The sequence below is a fragment of the Vibrio sp. C8 genome (genome assembly GCF_054051265.1).
Window position 1 is genome coordinate 180086 of the sequence record NZ_JBPAOE010000044.1, and the last position, 16622, is coordinate 196707.

Genomic DNA, 16622 nt, shown 5'->3' on the forward strand with positions numbered 1-16622 from the left:
AACCTAGGATGAAGCTATGGCTGAAGCATTACAAAAGGAAGTCCCTAAAACAGTGCTGTCTCCCCAAGCTTCAGCGCCCAAAGTGCCCACTACTTTTGATGAGTTGCATATTCCTCAAGCGGTACTTGAAAATTTGTTACTTAAGCAGTTAGCTGCTTATCCTAAATCCGACATCTTACAATTAACTCGTTTAATGGCTATTAGCAGCCATATGATTGAAGAACTCATCGCTGTGTTACGTAAAAAATCGCTGGTGGAAGTCTATCAAGCTGAGTCTAACTCTTATTTAGCTCAGTCGTCGGGACATGTGCGCTATGGTTTATCAGAAACAGGTATGCAAGAGGCGGATAATGCTTTTCAACGAGATGCCTATTTAGGACCCGCCCCTGTTTCATTACAAGACTATAACGTTATGGTTAAGGCTCAGGATGTTCGCGCCAAACTGGTCACTCGGCCTGATGTTACTCGTGCTATGAGTGACGTATTTGGTGCCGAGAGGATGATTTCGGTCTTGGGCCCTGCCATCAATTCTGGGCGTGCGTTATTACTGTATGGTGATGCGGGTACCGGTAAAACTTATGTCGCGACTCGGCTGCTCAATTCGCTCAACACCTCGGTCTACGTTCCCTACGCGGTTTATGCTGCAGGTAACATTATAAAAGTACTTTCACAGCAGCATCATAAACCGGTAATCGACAAAGATGCACAATCTCAAAGCATTACTTACAAAGATCAATATGATCGTCGTTGGGTATTGTGTGAGCGCCCAAGTATTCAAGTAGGTGGTGAGCTCACCATGGATATGCTTGAGGTTAACCATACCGAACACAACAGAGTATGGATGGCACCACTGCAAATGATGGCGAATAACGGAATTTTGGTTATCGATGACTTAGGCCGTCAGCCTATGCCTGTGGACACCATTCTCAACCGTTGGATCGTGCCGATGGAGTACTTTTTTGACCATCTTTCTTTGCCTAACGGTCAACAAATTACGATCCCTTTTATTTTGACCTTAGCGTTTTCGACTAACTTGGATCCTGAGAAAATCAGCGATCCTGCATTTCTTCGCCGTTTGGGTTATAAAATTCAGTTCCACCCTTTACATCAATCTGAATACCACGCGCTATGGGAAAGCATGGCGAGTGGTCGTTCGCTATCAGTACAGCAAGCGTCTTTTGAAAGCTTATATAACTTACACCGTTTACATGGTGTGGGCTTTTATCCTTGTTTACCAAAAGACATTATAGGAATCAGTCGAGACATCATTGCATTTGAAGAAGCTGAACCGATTATTACGCCAGAAATACTTGAGCGTGCATGGGAAGTTTACTTCACGGCGGATGGAAAAGGAGGAGGCGCTCGATGAGTCGCAATCAGATCATTTTACTGTTTTTGCTGTCGATCATTTTTGGTCTAGGAGCCGTTTTTTTTGCTAAGCAGTGGATGGATCGGCAAGCACAACCCCAGACTAAAGTTGAAGTTGTTGAGCGGGAGCCAGTTATCGTAGCTGCGATTGAAATTGCAGCAGGGACGGTTCTTGATGAACAACATTTCACTACCAAACAGCTTGAGAAAGCTTGGCGTGCAGAAAACCAGTTTACTGATGTATCGACTCTTGTCGGTATGGTCGCAACGGACAATATGTATCCCGATGAAATTGTGATTGCAGAGCATATTAGCGCGCCAGGTCAAGGTGCGACTTTAGCGACCTTAATACCTGAGGACAAGCGGGCGTTGACCATAAGAGTTAATGACGTTATTGGGGTCGCTGGTTTTCTACTCCCAGGCAACCGAGTCGATATATTAAACACCGTCAACGCATACACCACCACAGTATTGAAAGACATCAAGGTATTAGCAGTCGATCAGACAGCAAGAACAAAAGAGAACAAACCCATTATTGTACGAGCTGTGACTTTGGAAGTGTCCCCAAAAGAAGCGGAGAAATTATTAAGTGCTAACAGCAAAGGTTCTATTCAATTGGCACTGCGCAATCCGAATGCTGTAGAGCCTAAAGTTGTCAAACAGTATGTGGCTCCGAGAGTAACAATCATAAAAGGAACGAATTCTTCCAGTGTTCGTGTCAAGGAGTGAGGTGAGTGATGAAAAGAATAATAACAGCACTGACACTGTGTTTCGCGTTAAGTCACGCAGTCCTAGCTGCTACTCAAAGTGGTAAAACAGTAAATGTTCCACATCATAAATCCACATTTGTTGAGTTAGCAGGAAAAGCGACTCGGGTTTCTTTAGGGGATCCAGAGGTTCTCGATATTGTGATGTTAAAAGCTGATGAGTTGTTTTTAATAGGTAAAAAACTCGGTTCAACGAACCTAATGGCATGGAACAGTAGAGGTGAACTCATTGAGTCAATCAATATTGAGGTTACTCATGATGTAAACAATCTCAAATCGAAGCTCTTCGAACTTATGCCCGATGAGACTATCAACGTACAAAGTGCTCAAAACCGGTTGATTTTAAGTGGACAAGTAAGTTCTTTAGAGAAAATGAATTTAGCTCTGCGTTTGGCTGAAACTTATGCTGCTGGTCAAGCTGCTGACGGAGCTACTGGATCACGAAATTCTCTAGCCAGTAGTACTGGTGTTGTCAACTTAATGAGTATTGGTGGCGCGCAACAAGTGATGCTTGAAGTAACCGTTGCTGAAGTTCAACGCAGTCTGGTTCGCCGTTTTGGTACCAATTTCAACTTCTTTCAAAACAATGGAAAGTTTTCAATCGGCGGTACTACTGTTGGAGGTGGAATTAACTCTATAGGTCCAGTTTTGAGTACTGTTGGTGTAGATAGTACAGGGATTTTAAGCTCTTTTATTGACAGTAATACTTTGTTTACCTTGGCTTTGGACATAGCGAAAGAAACCGGCGTTGCAAAAGTACTGGCTGAGCCAAATTTAACCGCATTAAGTGGTTCAAATGCTGAGTTTTTAGCTGGTGGCGAGTTCCCTATCCCCGTACCTAATCAAGATGGTATTACCGTCGAGTACAAAGAGTATGGTGTTGGGGTAAAATTTACGCCAACTGTGTTAAGTGATAAAAAAATCAACCTCAATTTAGCAGTAGATGTAAGTGAAATAGCTGCATCAACCAGTTTATCTCTGAGCACTTCAGGTACCAATGCTACTTACTATATACCACCTATAACTCGAAGAAGCGCCTCTTCAACTCTTGAGTTAGCTGATGGGCAAACCATTGGTATCGCAGGTTTACTTAGTGAAAATGTTCGAGATTCAGCATCAAAAGTCCCGGGGCTTGGCGATGTTCCTGTATTAGGGCAACTATTTGGTAGCAAAGAGTACATATCTGGTGAAACTGAACTTGTGATACTTGTTACTCCTCGGCTGGCGAAACCTATCGATCGTTCTAAAATTAAATTACCTACTGATGCTTTCGTTGAGCCGAATGATGTTAAATATTACCTGTTAGGTAAGGGGGCTTATCTTAAAAACCCTGATAAAACTCACCAAGTAGAATCGGATGCACCGCAAGGATTGGAACAGTCTGAAAAAGGTGGTAGTGAAGGTTCGTTTGGGCATGAGATGTAAGGAGTGCATGGAATGAAATACGTATTTTTTATGTTGGTTTCAGTTTTAGTACTTACTGGCTGTTCCAACCCTGCTCCATTGGGGACTTATATGGCTCAGGTGAGGCAGGAGCAAGTTTATAACCCGAATGCTACGATGGAAAACTTGGAGGTTCTTCCTACCGGTAACGGTGAAAAAATGGAAGGCATTTATAGCACTTATACAGGAAAGAAAGGCGAATCATTACAAAGTGCTAATAGCCAAGTTTTAACAGGTTTTGCCAACTAAGTTGAGGCTTATATGAAAGCACATCACCCAGTTCGCGGAATGCGGAAACAGCGAGGTCTGGTTGCTGTGATGGTGACTATCGCCTTGTTTGCTTTTCTAGGCGTTACGGCATTAGCTATCGATATCAATCATGCTTTTATGAACAGAACTCGGCTTCAAAACAGTGTTGATGCCGCAGCACTAGCTGCTGCTTTGGTACTTGACCGAGGCGGGAGTGAAGATGATGCAAGAACGGCAGTCACTGATACTTTAACCGAAATGGCGCAAGCAGGCGGAAATAGTGAGTTAAGGTTTTTTGATGAAGGAGTGGATATATCTGTAATGTTTTCCAATGACCCTTCTGATTTTTCCAGCGGCTCGGCATCTACGATGTATGACCGATATGTACGTGTAGCGGTCTCTAATTTGACGTTGGAAAGCTTTTTTATTCAAGTACTAGGGATTAGTGATAAAAAATTATCAAATAGTGCAGTTGCTGGAAGAAGTACAGGTGGTGGTACTTGTAATATTGTACCCATTGCCGTTTGTGAAGATCCTAGTGCTGATGAATCTGATGCAAACCGTGGGTATGTCGCTCAAAATGTTTATGCTTTGAAGTTGGTAACCAATCGTTCAGTTATGGGCCCAGGTAATTTTCAGCTTCTAGACTTTGACTCTGATGATAAGTTATCAGAACAGTTAGCTGGGGTTACAGGCGTTGGTTTAAACAATAATACTTGTGCGACTGTTGGCGGTGAAGTGGAAACCAAAACAGGGAATACTATTGGTCCCGTTGGTAAGGGGTTGAATACCAGATTTAACGAAATCAGCGGTAGTATTAAAGGAACTTTTACCCAAGAAGACTACGATACCCCAGCTTCATTAAAGGATGACATCGATACATTCATTGCGTTGGGAATTACTACCATTTCAGATGTATTTGATCGTTTATCTACTGCGGAAGAAGAAATTACCTACTATGAAACTAATGGTCCTGACGACAATAAGTCGGTTTCAGAAAGTGAATATGAGGCCCTAGTTGCGTTGAAAGAAAATTATAGTCAATTATCCGCTGATGAACTTAATGATAGTTTTTATGAAAATTATGCAACGTTAATTAATGACACAAATTCATTGTATTCATTAAGTCAAGGTAGTGGACGTAGGATAATGTCAGTCCCTATTCTGGATTGCTCAAAAGATTCAAGTAACAACGATCCTACCCCTACTGGTAAAAGCACATTTAGAGTAACGGGTTTAGGTTGTTTTTATCTTTTGCAACCAGCTCCTACAAGTAATGGTTCTAAAGAAGAAGTTTATGGTGAATATATAGAATCCTGTCCGACTTCCAGTACCCTTGCCAATGCTACTAGTAATAATGACGGTAGTTATAGAATAGTGCTCTATAAAGACCCTTATAGTAATGGGTCTTAGTATGAGTATTTTAAAGCCGAGGCAATCAGGTATTGCAGCCGTTGAATTTCTTATTACCTTACCAGTGTTGCTACTGATACTAACTATTATTGTAGAATTTGGTAACGCTTTTATTAGCTATAATACATTGAGTAAAACTGTTCAGAACGCAGCTCGTTATTCTGTTCGTGATGTTTATGGCACTGCTGATCCTTATGCAGTAGCTGATTTTGAGTCGATAAAAAATATGGTTGTGTATGGTAATAAAACACAACCGGCAGGTGACAATCCCCCCGTTGTTCTTGATGGTTTAGAAACGTCAAATGTTCAGGTTACGATTGATGGTAAATATGTTGTTGTAACCGCCTCGTATACTTACTCGCCAATACTCAACTTTTTACCATTAGATTCCTTGTTAGATTTAACATTTAGCTCCTCAGCACTTTTGAGGACAGAACCATGAATACCTACAATAAACAGAAAGGTATCACGTTAGTGGAGTTTACTATCGTTGGCTCAACTGTTCTGTTGATTATTTTTGCGATACTTGAACTTGGCGTTTTTATATTTAACTTGCAGTCTATTAATGACTTAACTCGTCGAACTGCCCGTATAGCTGCTGTTTGCCAAGTAAACGATCCAGAAATAAAGGATCTTGCGCTAAGTGAGCGAGAGCCTCAAGGTTTAACTGCTGGGAATATCGTTATTGATTACTTAGATAAAAACGGAGGTTCGGTTTTAGACCCTACTAATAATTACGATGATATCTATTATGTAAGAGCAAGAGTTGAAAATTATAACTATGGATTTTCAGGTGTTTTGAATTTTTTAGGTGACAATGGAGTAATAACTACACCTAAATTTGAAACAATTTTAGCCGCGGAATCTTTAGGTGTTGAAAGACTAAGTAGTGATGGCGAAGAACGTTATACGGATTGTAAAAAATAACTATAAAGGAATTTTTATGGGGGAAGCAGTAAAATTGTCTCGTAGTGACAGTAATAATATAAGGTTGAAAACTAGTTTATCTGTTTGGGTTTTGTACTCCAGTGACGCGTTTAAACTGCATATGATGAATGAGCTGTCATTGTGTCCTAGCCTTAGTTTTGAAGTTATATCTTTGCATGGAGTTATGGCGGACAGTTTCAAAAACTTCACACCACCAGACCTTATTTTTGTTGAAACAGGCCCCAACTGGGCTCAAAAAGTTGTCGAGTTGCAAAATTATGATGGTCCAATGCTAGAAGCGTCAGAGGTTAGTACTTCTTTAATTATATTTGGCGATGAAAGTGATAATGGAGCTCTCAAGATTGCATTGAGATTAGGTGCTGCCGACTTTATTTCTGATAGTTCAACCATTAATGATCTTGTTCCGCTATTAAAAAATGTTGCTGAGGAAAAAATATCAGCAAGAAAACTTGGTCAACTGTTTGCTTTTCTTAATACAAAAGGTGGCTCGGGGGCAACAACGATAGCGTTAAATACAGCTGTAGAAGTAGCGTTGCAAAATAAAGATAAGGTACTCCTGCTTGACTTAGACATTCACTTTGGTGTTGTGATGGATTATCTAAATATTAATCCTGCGTATAGCATTAATGATGCTATAGCAAATGTTAAGGATTTGGACGAAATATCTTTACACTCTTTGGTTTCTAAGCATCCTTCAGGTCTTCATGTTTTAAGTTTTAAACATGAAAATCACAATGAGAACTTTGATAAAGCAATGCAAATGGGCAGGTTATTACCAACATTGCTGGAGTTTTATCCTTACGTATTTGTCGATTTATCTTCTGGAGTGGACAGAATGTTTGCTCCTGTTTTGTCTCAGGCAAGCAAAGTATTCTTGGTTACTCAGCAAAATCTTGTTGCAATAAAGAACGCATCTAGAATTACGAAAGCATTAACTCTGGAATATGGGATAGCTAAGGAGCAGATAGAGTTAATCGTAAATCGCTATGAAAAGCGTCAACAAATAAGATTGAAAGATATTGAGCAGACATTAACAGGCATTAAAAGTCACGTTATACCTAACGATTTCAAAGCTGCAATTGAGAGTGCAAATTTAGGTAAGCCTTTCGTCGAGTCTCGCAAGAATAGTTCGATAACCAAATCGGTAGCCGAGCTGTCTCAAACATTAGCTCCAGTTAAAATTAAGAAAGGTTGGTTGAAGCGATTGTTTTCCTGATGGATTAGGGAGTTTATATGTTTTTTAAACGTAAAAGTATTAGTTCTGATTTTCAGGATGATCTCTTAAAGGAGGAACATTCTCGAAATACTAATACACAAATAAAGCCCAAAACGACTCCGATTCAAGGAAAAATTGAAAAGAGTGAGGCACCCAAACAAGATGAGAGTCCTCTTCAGCGTAAACTTAGAGAAGCTGAAGCTAAAAATAAGGCAATCGATGATACTCGGAAGCAGTTAGAGCAAGAGCAGGCTACCAAACACTATTATCATCGTCGTTTACTAGAAACTCTGGACTTAGCATTACTGTCTAGCTTAGAAAAAGACAGAGCTAAGAAAGATCTCCATGATGCTGTGGTTCAGTTAATGGCTGAAGATCAAAGCCATGCTTTGAGTGCGGAGGGACGTAAGCGTGTCATTAAGCAGATAGAAGATGAAGTGTTTGGTTTAGGCCCACTAGAGCCTCTTTTAAACGATTCCACCGTGTCAGATATTCTCGTCAATGGTGCGAAAAGTGTTTTTGTCGAGCGTAAAGGTAAGTTAGAAAGAACCCCTTATACGTTTCTTGATGATAGGCATTTGCGTAGCATTATCGACCGAATTGTTAGTCAAGTTGGCCGTCGTATCGATGAATCGTCGCCTATGGTCGATGCTCGCTTAGCTGACGGTTCGCGTGTTAATGCCATTATCCCACCGTTGGCTCTTGATGGGCCTTCTGTTTCCATTCGTCGTTTTGCTGTCGATAAGCTTACAATGGATAACTTGCTGTCATTTAACTCTATTTCAGAACAGATGGCAAAGTTTGTCGAAGCAGCCGTTAAAGGCGAACTCAATATCCTTATTTCAGGTGGTACTGGTTCAGGTAAAACCACCACGTTAAACATTTTCTCTGGTTTTATACCAAGCGACGACCGGATCATCACTATAGAAGACTCCGCTGAATTGCAATTACAACAACCCCATGTTGTTCGTTTAGAAACTCGCCCAGCAAACCTCGAAGGGAAAGGTGAGATTACCCAAAGGGATCTGGTTAAAAACTCATTACGTATGCGACCTGACCGAATAGTGCTCGGTGAGGTACGTGGCAGTGAAGCAGTAGATATGTTGGCTGCAATGAACACAGGGCATGACGGCTCGTTGGCAACCATTCACGCCAATACCCCTCGTGATGCATTGAGCCGGGTTGAAAATATGTTTGCTATGGCTGGTTGGAATATATCGACTAAGAATTTACGTGCACAAATCGCTTCCGCTATTCATTTGGTTGTGCAGATGGAGCGCCAAGAAGACGGTAAACGGCGAATGGTTAGTATTGCAGAGATCAATGGCATGGAAGGTGACATTATTACCATGTCTGAAATTTTCAAATTCCAACGACAAGGTATGGATGAAGAGGGAAATGTTATTGGCTATTTTACGGCAACAGGCGTCATTCCACAGTGTCATGATTCATTGTCTAAACGTGGTTGGCATTTACCTTATGAAATTTTCAACGAAACGTTTGAATAGGAGGTAACGCATGCAACAGGACAGCCTATATTTCTTCGGTTTTCTATTTTTTGCCGTCTTCTTAATATCGCAGGCGTTTCTATTACCTGCTGCCGGAAATAAAGCCAAACATAAAACGATCAGCAAAAGGCTGAAAGAGAGCCAGTCTTTAGTTGATGAGCAAAGTCGTTCACTGTTGAATGAACATTATCTTCGCAGCCTTTCACCTATCGACCAGAAACTCGTTAGCTTTGCCGCTTTTTCGAACATGAAAAAAAGCTTGGAGCTTGCTGGTATAGGCTCTTCTCTAACTCAAGTCGTGACCATCACCTCTTTGAGTCAAATTGCTTTGTTTATTGTGTTCTTTTTCCTTGGGGCTCGCTTTTATATCGCCTTTTTGGTCAGTTTTTTTGTCTGGTTGGTACTTTACTTCATTATTTCGAGCAAAATTTCTCAGCGACTAGGCAAATTTGAAGAACTTTTTCCTGATGCACTAGATGTCATGAAGCGAATGCTATCTGCTGGTCATCCGATAACTTACGCTTTTAGTGAAGTGGGTAAAGAGATGCCGGACCCGCTAGGAAGCGAGTTTAAAACCACCTTTAACTTATTGAACTATGGGTATGATATCCGTCTAGCGATGATGCAAATGGTAGAACGTAATCCAACGGTTTCTATGTTTGCTTTCTCTAGTGCGGTTTTATTGCAGAAAGAGACAGGGGGGGATTTATCTGAAAACTTAGATAAAGTGTCAAAGGTATTACGTGCTCGATTTAAGTTGCAGCGAAAAATTAAAACCTTATCCGCTGAAAGTAAACTCTCGGCTTGGATATTGGTTTTAGCACCTTTTGCAATTTTTGTGATGTTGAGTTTTATTAGCCCAGGGTACTTGGATCCTTTGTATACCGATCCAAGGGGAACAAAACTTGTAATGATAGGTGGCGTTGGGCTGTTTATTGGGGCTATGTGGATCCGAAAAATCATCAATTTTGAGGTTTAATTATGGATGCAATTTTAGCTTATTTTGAAAATTTTCAGTTGACGCAAGAAAACCTAATTTTGATGATGGTGATGTTCTCTACGGTATTGATCGTGATAACGATATTCTTGGTGGTATCGGGCAGTAAATCCGTAGTGCGCAACCGTTTACAGACTTATAAAGCTGAAAATACAGCAGAATTACCGAGAAGAGCCACAAAAATCGACAATGCTCTTGAGTCTTTGTCTCCTATTTTTGCTGCCGGAAGCTCTAAAGAGAAAGAGAGTGTGCGTCATCAGTTAATGCACGCTGGATTTCACAACGAAACTGCGTTGACTTTCTTTTATGTGTTGAAAGCGCTGTCGACTTTGTTGGGGCTGTTTGGTGCATTAATTTACTCTGTATTTTCTGAAAGTGACTCTAACCCATTGATAAGCATCTCATTTGGACTTGGTGTTGGGTTGTTTATACCGAATATCTTATTAGATCGATTGGTGAAAAAGAGAAAGTCTCGAATCAAATCTGGCGTACCAGACATGCTGGATTTATTGGTGGTGTGTACTGAATCAGGGCTGGGTTTGAATGCCGCTTTGATGCGGGTGTCGAAAGAGCTTGGAATGTCTCATCCTGATTTGGCCGACGAGCTTGATACGGTATGTCTGAAAATCAAAGCGGGTTACGAAATGTCAGAGGCTTTTCAAGGATTTGTTGAAAGAACCGGGGTTAATGAGTTGGCTGGTTTAATCAGTATGCTTTCTCATGCCGCACGAATTGGTGGCAGCTTGTCACAAACGCTAAGGGACTATACTGAAGATTTTCGAGACAAACGAACACAGGAAGTGGAAGAAATAGCAGCCAAAATACCAACGAAAATGATATTTCCTCTCCTAGTTTGTATTTGGCCTTGTTTCTTTATTGTAGTGATCGGACCTGCAATGATCAACCTGATGGATGTATTCGAAAAGATGTAAAAGGGGAAATGCGATGAAAAAGAAATATAACTATGTCACTCTTTTACTGATCTCAGTATTAGCCGGCTGTGCAAGTGATTCTGATAAACAATCTAAGTTTGATAGTGAACTTTATGATGGAAGGCCCGTAGAAACCTTTAGTACAGACGCTGCGCCTCTAACCGAAACGGAAGCGATAAAGCGTGGCGACTATGCGTTAAGGCAAAACAATTCTGATTTGGCCCTGTACGAATATATTCGTTCTTTAGATTTTCCCGATTCACAATATAGCGACAAAACCTTGTACACCATCGGTCGTATACATCAGTCTCGTGGCAATTATGAACTTGCAGAAAGAGCCTATTTATTGGCGTTAGAGCACAACCCTAATAACGTTCAGGTTTTGGAACAATTGGGTTCGAATTACAGTAAACAAGGTAAAGTTGATGAAGGTCGAAGTTACTTTTTACGAGCTATTAATGCCGATCAATTGCGCTTGAATTCAAGATTAAAACTGGACGATGATGCGAGTGTTTCAGAGATTGAAGCGTTAAGCAGCGACAGCCTTTCTCCGGCCAGTGCCTATATGGGATTAGGCATTCTCGATGATGTTAAAGCGCAACATGAAGTAGCACAGGCGTTTTACAAACATGCTTTAAAAATTCAGCCTAAATCAAGTAAGGCGCTAATGAACATGGGGTATTCCCATTATATGAGTGGAAATTACACCGATGCGACGCGTTTTACCTTAGCTGCTCTTGAGCAAGAACCAGATAATGAGAAGGCGTTAAACAACTTGGCACTCATTTATTTAGCCAAAGGTGAAACTCAGCGCGCATTAAATGTGTTTATGCGACGAATGGATCCACCAGAAGCGTTGAATAATGTTGGCTATTTCTTGATGCTTCAGGGCAAACCAGAAGAAGCTATCCCATATTTACAGCAAGCCATCGACAAAAAGCCTTCTTATTACAAGATTGCTAATGAAAATCTAGAACGTGCCTTGGCAGAAGTGCGGGCAAGAACGCCATAAAAAAGAGAAATGTTCTCTCAATGATGGTCAAGCCTATCTTTGGGATCTGGCTCAGGATAGGCTTCAATCACTCTCTTCAAATATTCTTGATGATATCTCAACCCATTTACGCAGTGTTTATCCAACTTGCCGTTAGCGACCATTTTTTCTAATTCAAGTAACGCAAATGGAACAGACCAAGCTTGTTTATATGGGCGGTGGCTGGTTAAAGCATCGAATACATTGGCAACGGTAATAATGCGGGCAGATATTGGGATATCTTCTTGGGTTAACCCATAGGGGTAACCGCTACCATCTAAAAACTCATGATGATAAGCCACGATCTCTTTTAGTACGGCTACACAAGGGTGATCCGGTGAGCCCATTTCATCAATGATCTTATTGATGATCTCTACGCCTTTTTCCACATGATCTTTTAACTGATCTCGCTCTTCATGTCCTAGCGAGCTTGACTTAGTTAACAAGCTTACTGGAATAGACAGCTTTCCAATATCGTGACATTTAGAAAACAGGGTAATGTTTTCAATGGTTTCATCGTCCAATTCGTAGGTGTGTGCAACTTCAAGTGCTATCACTTTGGCATATCGACAGATTCTTTCTTTGTGTTCAGAAGACTCTTGCCAGTGTTCTTGAGATTGCGAATGAACATGACTGGCTGAGTCCAGTAGTGAATGCACCACGTCATACTCAGAAGTCACAATAAAACGAATAATTTCTAAGAAAGGTTTAAGTGATTCAGTAATGGACTCGTTGAATAAGTCTTTTTGAAACGAATTTAAGAAAATGAAACCGATAAATTTCTTATTTTGGAAAACGGGAACGGCAAGCGATGAGCGATAGCCTTGCTCGATAAGCCATTTGGAATGGGGATACTTGGCATTGAGCTGATTTGGAATGTCGCCCAAACAGCGACTTTCTCCTGTTTCAGAACAGATTTTTAATGCGGGTAATTCTGATAAAGGGAATTCGTAATGTAAGAGTTCGAAGCCATGAAAAGTGCTATCAGCATAGGTTTTTAGGTGATCGTTCTCTTCATCATAAAGCGCAAAAGAAATACGATCGATTTCTGGGACCGACACAAGCATACGCTGATGAATATCAGCAAGCTGATTATTCAGCGTTCCAGTGGAAGCGAAATAGCTGTGAACGCTATGTTTGCTGTGCGTGTCCATTGTCTTCCCCCTGATTCTTCACTCAATGTTGACTTAATTCATTCGCCTATAGCTACTTAATAAGTTTAGTTGATATTGCTTTTTTCTGTTTAATTAATAACCAGAAAATAGACTTAAAAATATTCACGTGAAATCGTTTACCCATTGTTGAAAAAGGATTTTTTCTAAAATTTTCACTCACTGATAGACAGTTGTTATCTAAACTTCCCCTGTGTTTATGACAATTTGGTGTAATTTGTGTAAACGTTTCCACTCTGCAGCAGTGATCACAGAATGCTGACGATATAGCCTGCTACACTCTTGCACATTAAATGAGATGTTGTTTGAGGTAAGTGAAGTGAAAGTTTTGGTCACTGGCGGTATGGGATACATAGGTAGTCATACTTGCGTGCAAATGATTGACGCTGGGATGGAGCCCATCATTCTCGATAACCTGTGCAATGCCAAAGAGAAGGTGTTGGACAGAATTAAGATGATTTCTGGCGTAGCTCCAGTTTTTTATCACGGCGATATTCGTGATGAAGCGCTGCTCGATTCCATTTTTGCTGAGCATGATATCAAAGCTGTAATTCATTTTGCTGGCTTGAAAGCTGTGGGTGAGTCGGTGGCTAAGCCTCTCGAATACTATGATAACAACGTTAACGGCTCTTTAGTTCTTGCGCGTTCTATGCGTAAAGCGGGAGTGAAGAATATCATCTTTAGTTCGTCTGCCACTGTGTATGGTGACCCAGCTTCAGTGCCAATTACCGAGTCTTTCCCGACAGGCGCAACGACCAACCCTTATGGCCGCAGCAAGTACATGGTGGAAGAATGCTTATCGGATCTTTTCAACGCAGATCCGAGCTGGAGTATTACTTTACTGCGCTACTTTAACCCTGTTGGCGCGCATCCATCAGGCTTGATGGGCGAAGATCCGCAAGGTATTCCAAACAACCTTATGCCGTATATCGCACAAGTGGCAGTAGGGCGCAGAGAAAAACTTTCGGTGTACGGGAATGATTACCCAACACCTGATGGTACGGGAGTTCGCGACTACATTCATGTGATGGATTTAGCTGACGGCCACCTTGCAGCATTAACTCACGTTGGTCAGAAGAGTGGTTTACATATCTATAATTTAGGCACTGGTAAAGGCTCTAGTGTGCTCGATATGGTAGACGCATTCAGCCAAGCTTGCGGCAAAAATGTGGCTTATGAGGTTTGCCCTCGTCGTGCTGGTGATATTGCTGAATGTTGGGCGAGTACTGAAAAAGCCGAACGCGAACTGGGCTGGAAAGCAACTCGCAGCGTAAAAGAAATGACAGAAGATACTTGGCGTTGGCAAGTTGCTAACCCGCAAGGTTACTAGTTTGAGAGATGAATAAAAGTTATGTCAAATACTGAATTTAACCCTGTAGATCATCCGCATCGTCGCTATAACCCATTAACTGGGCAATGGGTGCTTGTGTCTCCTCATCGAGCCAAGCGCCCTTGGAGTGGTCAGGATGAAAAGCCATCTGTCGCTGAACTGCCTGCTTATGATGCGAAGTGCTTCCTGTGTCCAACCAATGAGCGAATTTCTGGCGATAAGAACCCAGACTACAAAGGTACTTATGTTTTTAACAACGACTTTGCCGCGTTAATGGCTGATTCTCCTGATGCACCTGAAAATGAACATCCCCTATTTAAGGTGCAAGGCGTTCGCGGTTTAAGTCGGGTTATCTGTTTTTCGCCGGACCACAACAAGACTTTGCCTGAATTATCTGCTCAAGCCATTCGTGGTGTGATTGATACATGGAATGAGCAGATTGAAGAGCTAGGCAAAGAGTATCTCTGGGTTCAGGCTTTTGAAAATAAGGGCGAAACCATGGGATGTTCTCAACCGCATCCACACGGACAAATTTGGGCAAATAGCTTTTTACCTAATGAAATCGAACGTAAAGACAATAACTTACGTGCGTATTACAAAGAGAATAATTCAAACCTGCTGGTGGATTATGTACAAGCAGAGTTAAAAGACGGTTCCAGAATTGTCGTTGAAACAGAACATTGGGTCGCGCTAGTGCCTTATTGGGCGGCATGGCCATTTGAAACCATGTTATTGCCGAAAACCCACATCCGCCGCATGAGCGAGCTTAGTGATGAAATGCGCGATGATCTTGCTATTGCGATTAAAAAATTAACCAGTCGTTATGACAACCTGTTCGAGTGCTCATTCCCATATTCAATGGGTTGGCATTACGCACCGTTTTTTACAGATGGTCAGAGTGTTGAACATTGGCAATTACATGCTTTGTTCTACCCACCACTGTTGCGTAGCGCAAGTATTCGCAAATTTATGGTTGGTTATGAAATGTTGGCGGAAACTCAGCGAGATTTAACCGCAGAACAAGCCGCAGAGCGACTACGATCGCTATCAGACGTACATTACAAAGAACAATAAGTGGAACAATTATGAGCTTAATTAATAGTGTTGAAGCTGCATTTGAAGCAGTACTGGGTTATAAGGCAAGCCATCTTATTCAGGCTCCTGGCCGTGTAAATCTGATTGGTGAACATACTGATTACAACGATGGTTTCGTTTTGCCTTGTGCGATTAACTACCAAACTGTGGTTGCGGCCTCTCCTCGTTCTGATTCGAAGGTTAAAGTAGTTGCTGTGGATTATGGTAATGCGATTGACGAGTTCGATTTAACTCAGCCAATTACCTTTGTCGAAAACAAAATGTGGGCTAACTACATTCGCGGTGTAGTGAAGTACTTGATGGAACGCGGTTACTCATTTAACGGTGCCGATATCGCTGTCAGCGGTAATGTACCTCAAGGCGCGGGTTTAAGTTCTTCTGCTGCATTAGAAGTTGTTATTGGTCAGACATTTAAAGAACTTTACAGCTTACCTATTAGCCAAGCTGAAATTGCCTTAAATGGTCAGCAAGCTGAAAACCAGTTTGTCGGTTGTAACTGCGGCATCATGGATCAACTGATCTCTGCTGAAGGCCAAGCGAATTCTGCGCTTCTTATCGACTGTCGCAGTCTAGAAACCAAAGCGGTTTCAATGCCTGAAGATATGGCGGTCGTCATCATCAACTCGAACAAGCAACGCGGCTTAGTCGACAGTGAATACAACACTCGCCGCCAGCAATGTGAAGAGGCAGCACAAATCTTTGGTGTGAAAGCGCTTCGCGATGTTTCTATCGAAATGTTTAACGACAAAGTAGAGCAGCTCGATCCTGTAGTTGCTAAACGCGCTCGCCACGTAATCACAGAAAATGAACGTACGCTGCAAGCGGCCGATGCTTTAAGCGCTGGTGACTTAAAACGCATGGGAGAACTTATGGAGCAATCTCATGCGTCTATGCGTGACGATTTTGAAATCACAGTAAAAGAAATCGATGCCCTAGTAGACATCGTAAAAGATGTGATTGGCGTTCAAGGCGGCGTACGTATGACAGGCGGTGGTTTTGGTGGCTGTATTGTCGCGCTGGTTCCGCCATCATTGGTTGATGATGTGGAAAAAGCGGTTGAAACCCTTTACCCACAACAAAGTGGTCTTACTGCAACCTTTTATGTGTGTCAGGCAAAAGCTGGCGCTGGTTTGATTCACTAGAGGGCGTTAATG

16 protein-coding genes are annotated in these 16622 nt (G+C 41.7%); 15 read left to right on the forward strand and 1 reads right to left on the reverse strand.

Going from position 1 to position 16622, the window contains the following annotated elements; all coding sequences use genetic code 11:
• Positions 1-16 precede the first annotated feature (16 nt).
• From ACRQQK_RS16285 to ACRQQK_RS16340, 12 genes are read left to right on the forward strand one after another with little or no spacing between them, the layout of a single operon-like run.
• Complete coding sequence (locus ACRQQK_RS16285) at positions 17-1369, forward strand: AAA family ATPase (protein ID WP_457513093.1); 1353 nt, start codon at positions 17-19, stop codon at positions 1367-1369.
• A complete protein-coding gene (cpaB, locus tag ACRQQK_RS16290; RefSeq protein ID WP_457513095.1) occupies positions 1366-2097 on the forward strand; it encodes a Flp pilus assembly protein CpaB in 732 nt (243 codons plus the stop codon). Before ACRQQK_RS16285 ends, cpaB begins: the two co-directional genes overlap by 4 nt.
• Positions 2098-2105: 8 nt before the next feature.
• Positions 2106-3560: a type II and III secretion system protein family protein gene (locus ACRQQK_RS16295; RefSeq protein WP_457513216.1), complete on the forward strand. Its 1455-nt coding sequence runs from the start codon at positions 2106-2108 to the stop codon at positions 3558-3560.
• 12 nt (positions 3561-3572) lie between these two features.
• Positions 3573-3827, forward strand: a complete 255-nt coding sequence (locus ACRQQK_RS16300; RefSeq protein WP_457513097.1) for a hypothetical protein — start codon at positions 3573-3575, stop codon at positions 3825-3827.
• Positions 3828-3839: 12 nt separating this feature from the next.
• On the forward strand, positions 3840-5240 hold the full coding sequence (locus tag ACRQQK_RS16305; protein ID WP_457513099.1) for a TadE/TadG family type IV pilus assembly protein: 1401 nt from the start codon (positions 3840-3842) through the stop codon (positions 5238-5240).
• A gap of 1 nt (position 5241) precedes the next feature.
• Complete coding sequence (locus ACRQQK_RS16310) at positions 5242-5682, forward strand: TadE/TadG family type IV pilus assembly protein (RefSeq protein WP_457513101.1); 441 nt, start codon at positions 5242-5244, stop codon at positions 5680-5682.
• Positions 5679-6167, forward strand: a complete 489-nt coding sequence (locus ACRQQK_RS16315) for a TadE/TadG family type IV pilus assembly protein (RefSeq protein WP_457513103.1) — start codon at positions 5679-5681, stop codon at positions 6165-6167. Before ACRQQK_RS16310 ends, ACRQQK_RS16315 begins: the two co-directional genes overlap by 4 nt.
• A gap of 16 nt (positions 6168-6183) precedes the next feature.
• Positions 6184-7404, forward strand: a complete 1221-nt coding sequence (locus ACRQQK_RS16320; protein ID WP_457513105.1) for an AAA family ATPase — start codon at positions 6184-6186, stop codon at positions 7402-7404.
• A gap of 17 nt (positions 7405-7421) precedes the next feature.
• The gene (locus tag ACRQQK_RS16325) at positions 7422-8912 is read left to right on the forward strand and encodes a CpaF family protein (RefSeq protein ID WP_457513107.1); all 1491 of its coding nucleotides are present in this window, start codon (positions 7422-7424) and stop codon (positions 8910-8912) included.
• A gap of 10 nt (positions 8913-8922) precedes the next feature.
• The gene (locus ACRQQK_RS16330; RefSeq protein WP_457513109.1) at positions 8923-9891 is read left to right on the forward strand and encodes a type II secretion system F family protein; all 969 of its coding nucleotides are present in this window, start codon (positions 8923-8925) and stop codon (positions 9889-9891) included.
• Between the two features lie 2 nt (positions 9892-9893).
• Positions 9894-10841 carry a type II secretion system F family protein gene (locus tag ACRQQK_RS16335; RefSeq protein WP_457513111.1) on the forward strand — a complete coding sequence of 316 codons (948 nt, stop codon included), beginning with the start codon at positions 9894-9896 and terminating at the stop codon, positions 10839-10841.
• Between the two features lie 13 nt (positions 10842-10854).
• Positions 10855-11853, forward strand: a complete 999-nt coding sequence (locus ACRQQK_RS16340) for a tetratricopeptide repeat protein (RefSeq protein WP_457513113.1) — start codon at positions 10855-10857, stop codon at positions 11851-11853.
• A gap of 17 nt (positions 11854-11870) precedes the next feature.
• Here the strand turns inward: ACRQQK_RS16340 and ACRQQK_RS16345 are convergent, their stop codons facing one another.
• Positions 11871-13025, reverse strand: a complete 1155-nt coding sequence (locus ACRQQK_RS16345; protein WP_457513115.1) for an HD domain-containing phosphohydrolase — start codon at positions 13023-13025, stop codon at positions 11871-11873.
• A gap of 337 nt (positions 13026-13362) precedes the next feature.
• Between ACRQQK_RS16345 and galE the strand changes: the two genes are divergently transcribed.
• The 3 genes from galE to galK are packed head-to-tail and all read left to right on the forward strand — an operon-like array spanning position 13363 to position 16610.
• The gene (gene galE, locus ACRQQK_RS16350) at positions 13363-14373 is read left to right on the forward strand and encodes a UDP-glucose 4-epimerase GalE (protein WP_457513117.1); all 1011 of its coding nucleotides are present in this window, start codon (positions 13363-13365) and stop codon (positions 14371-14373) included.
• 21 nt (positions 14374-14394) lie between these two features.
• Positions 14395-15447 (forward strand): galactose-1-phosphate uridylyltransferase, encoded by a 1053-nt coding sequence (galT, locus tag ACRQQK_RS16355; protein ID WP_457513119.1) that lies wholly within the window; start codon positions 14395-14397, stop codon positions 15445-15447.
• Positions 15448-15458: 11 nt separating this feature from the next.
• Positions 15459-16610: a galactokinase gene (gene galK / locus ACRQQK_RS16360; protein WP_457513121.1), complete on the forward strand. Its 1152-nt coding sequence runs from the start codon at positions 15459-15461 to the stop codon at positions 16608-16610.
• The last annotated feature ends 12 nt before the right edge of the window (positions 16611-16622 follow it).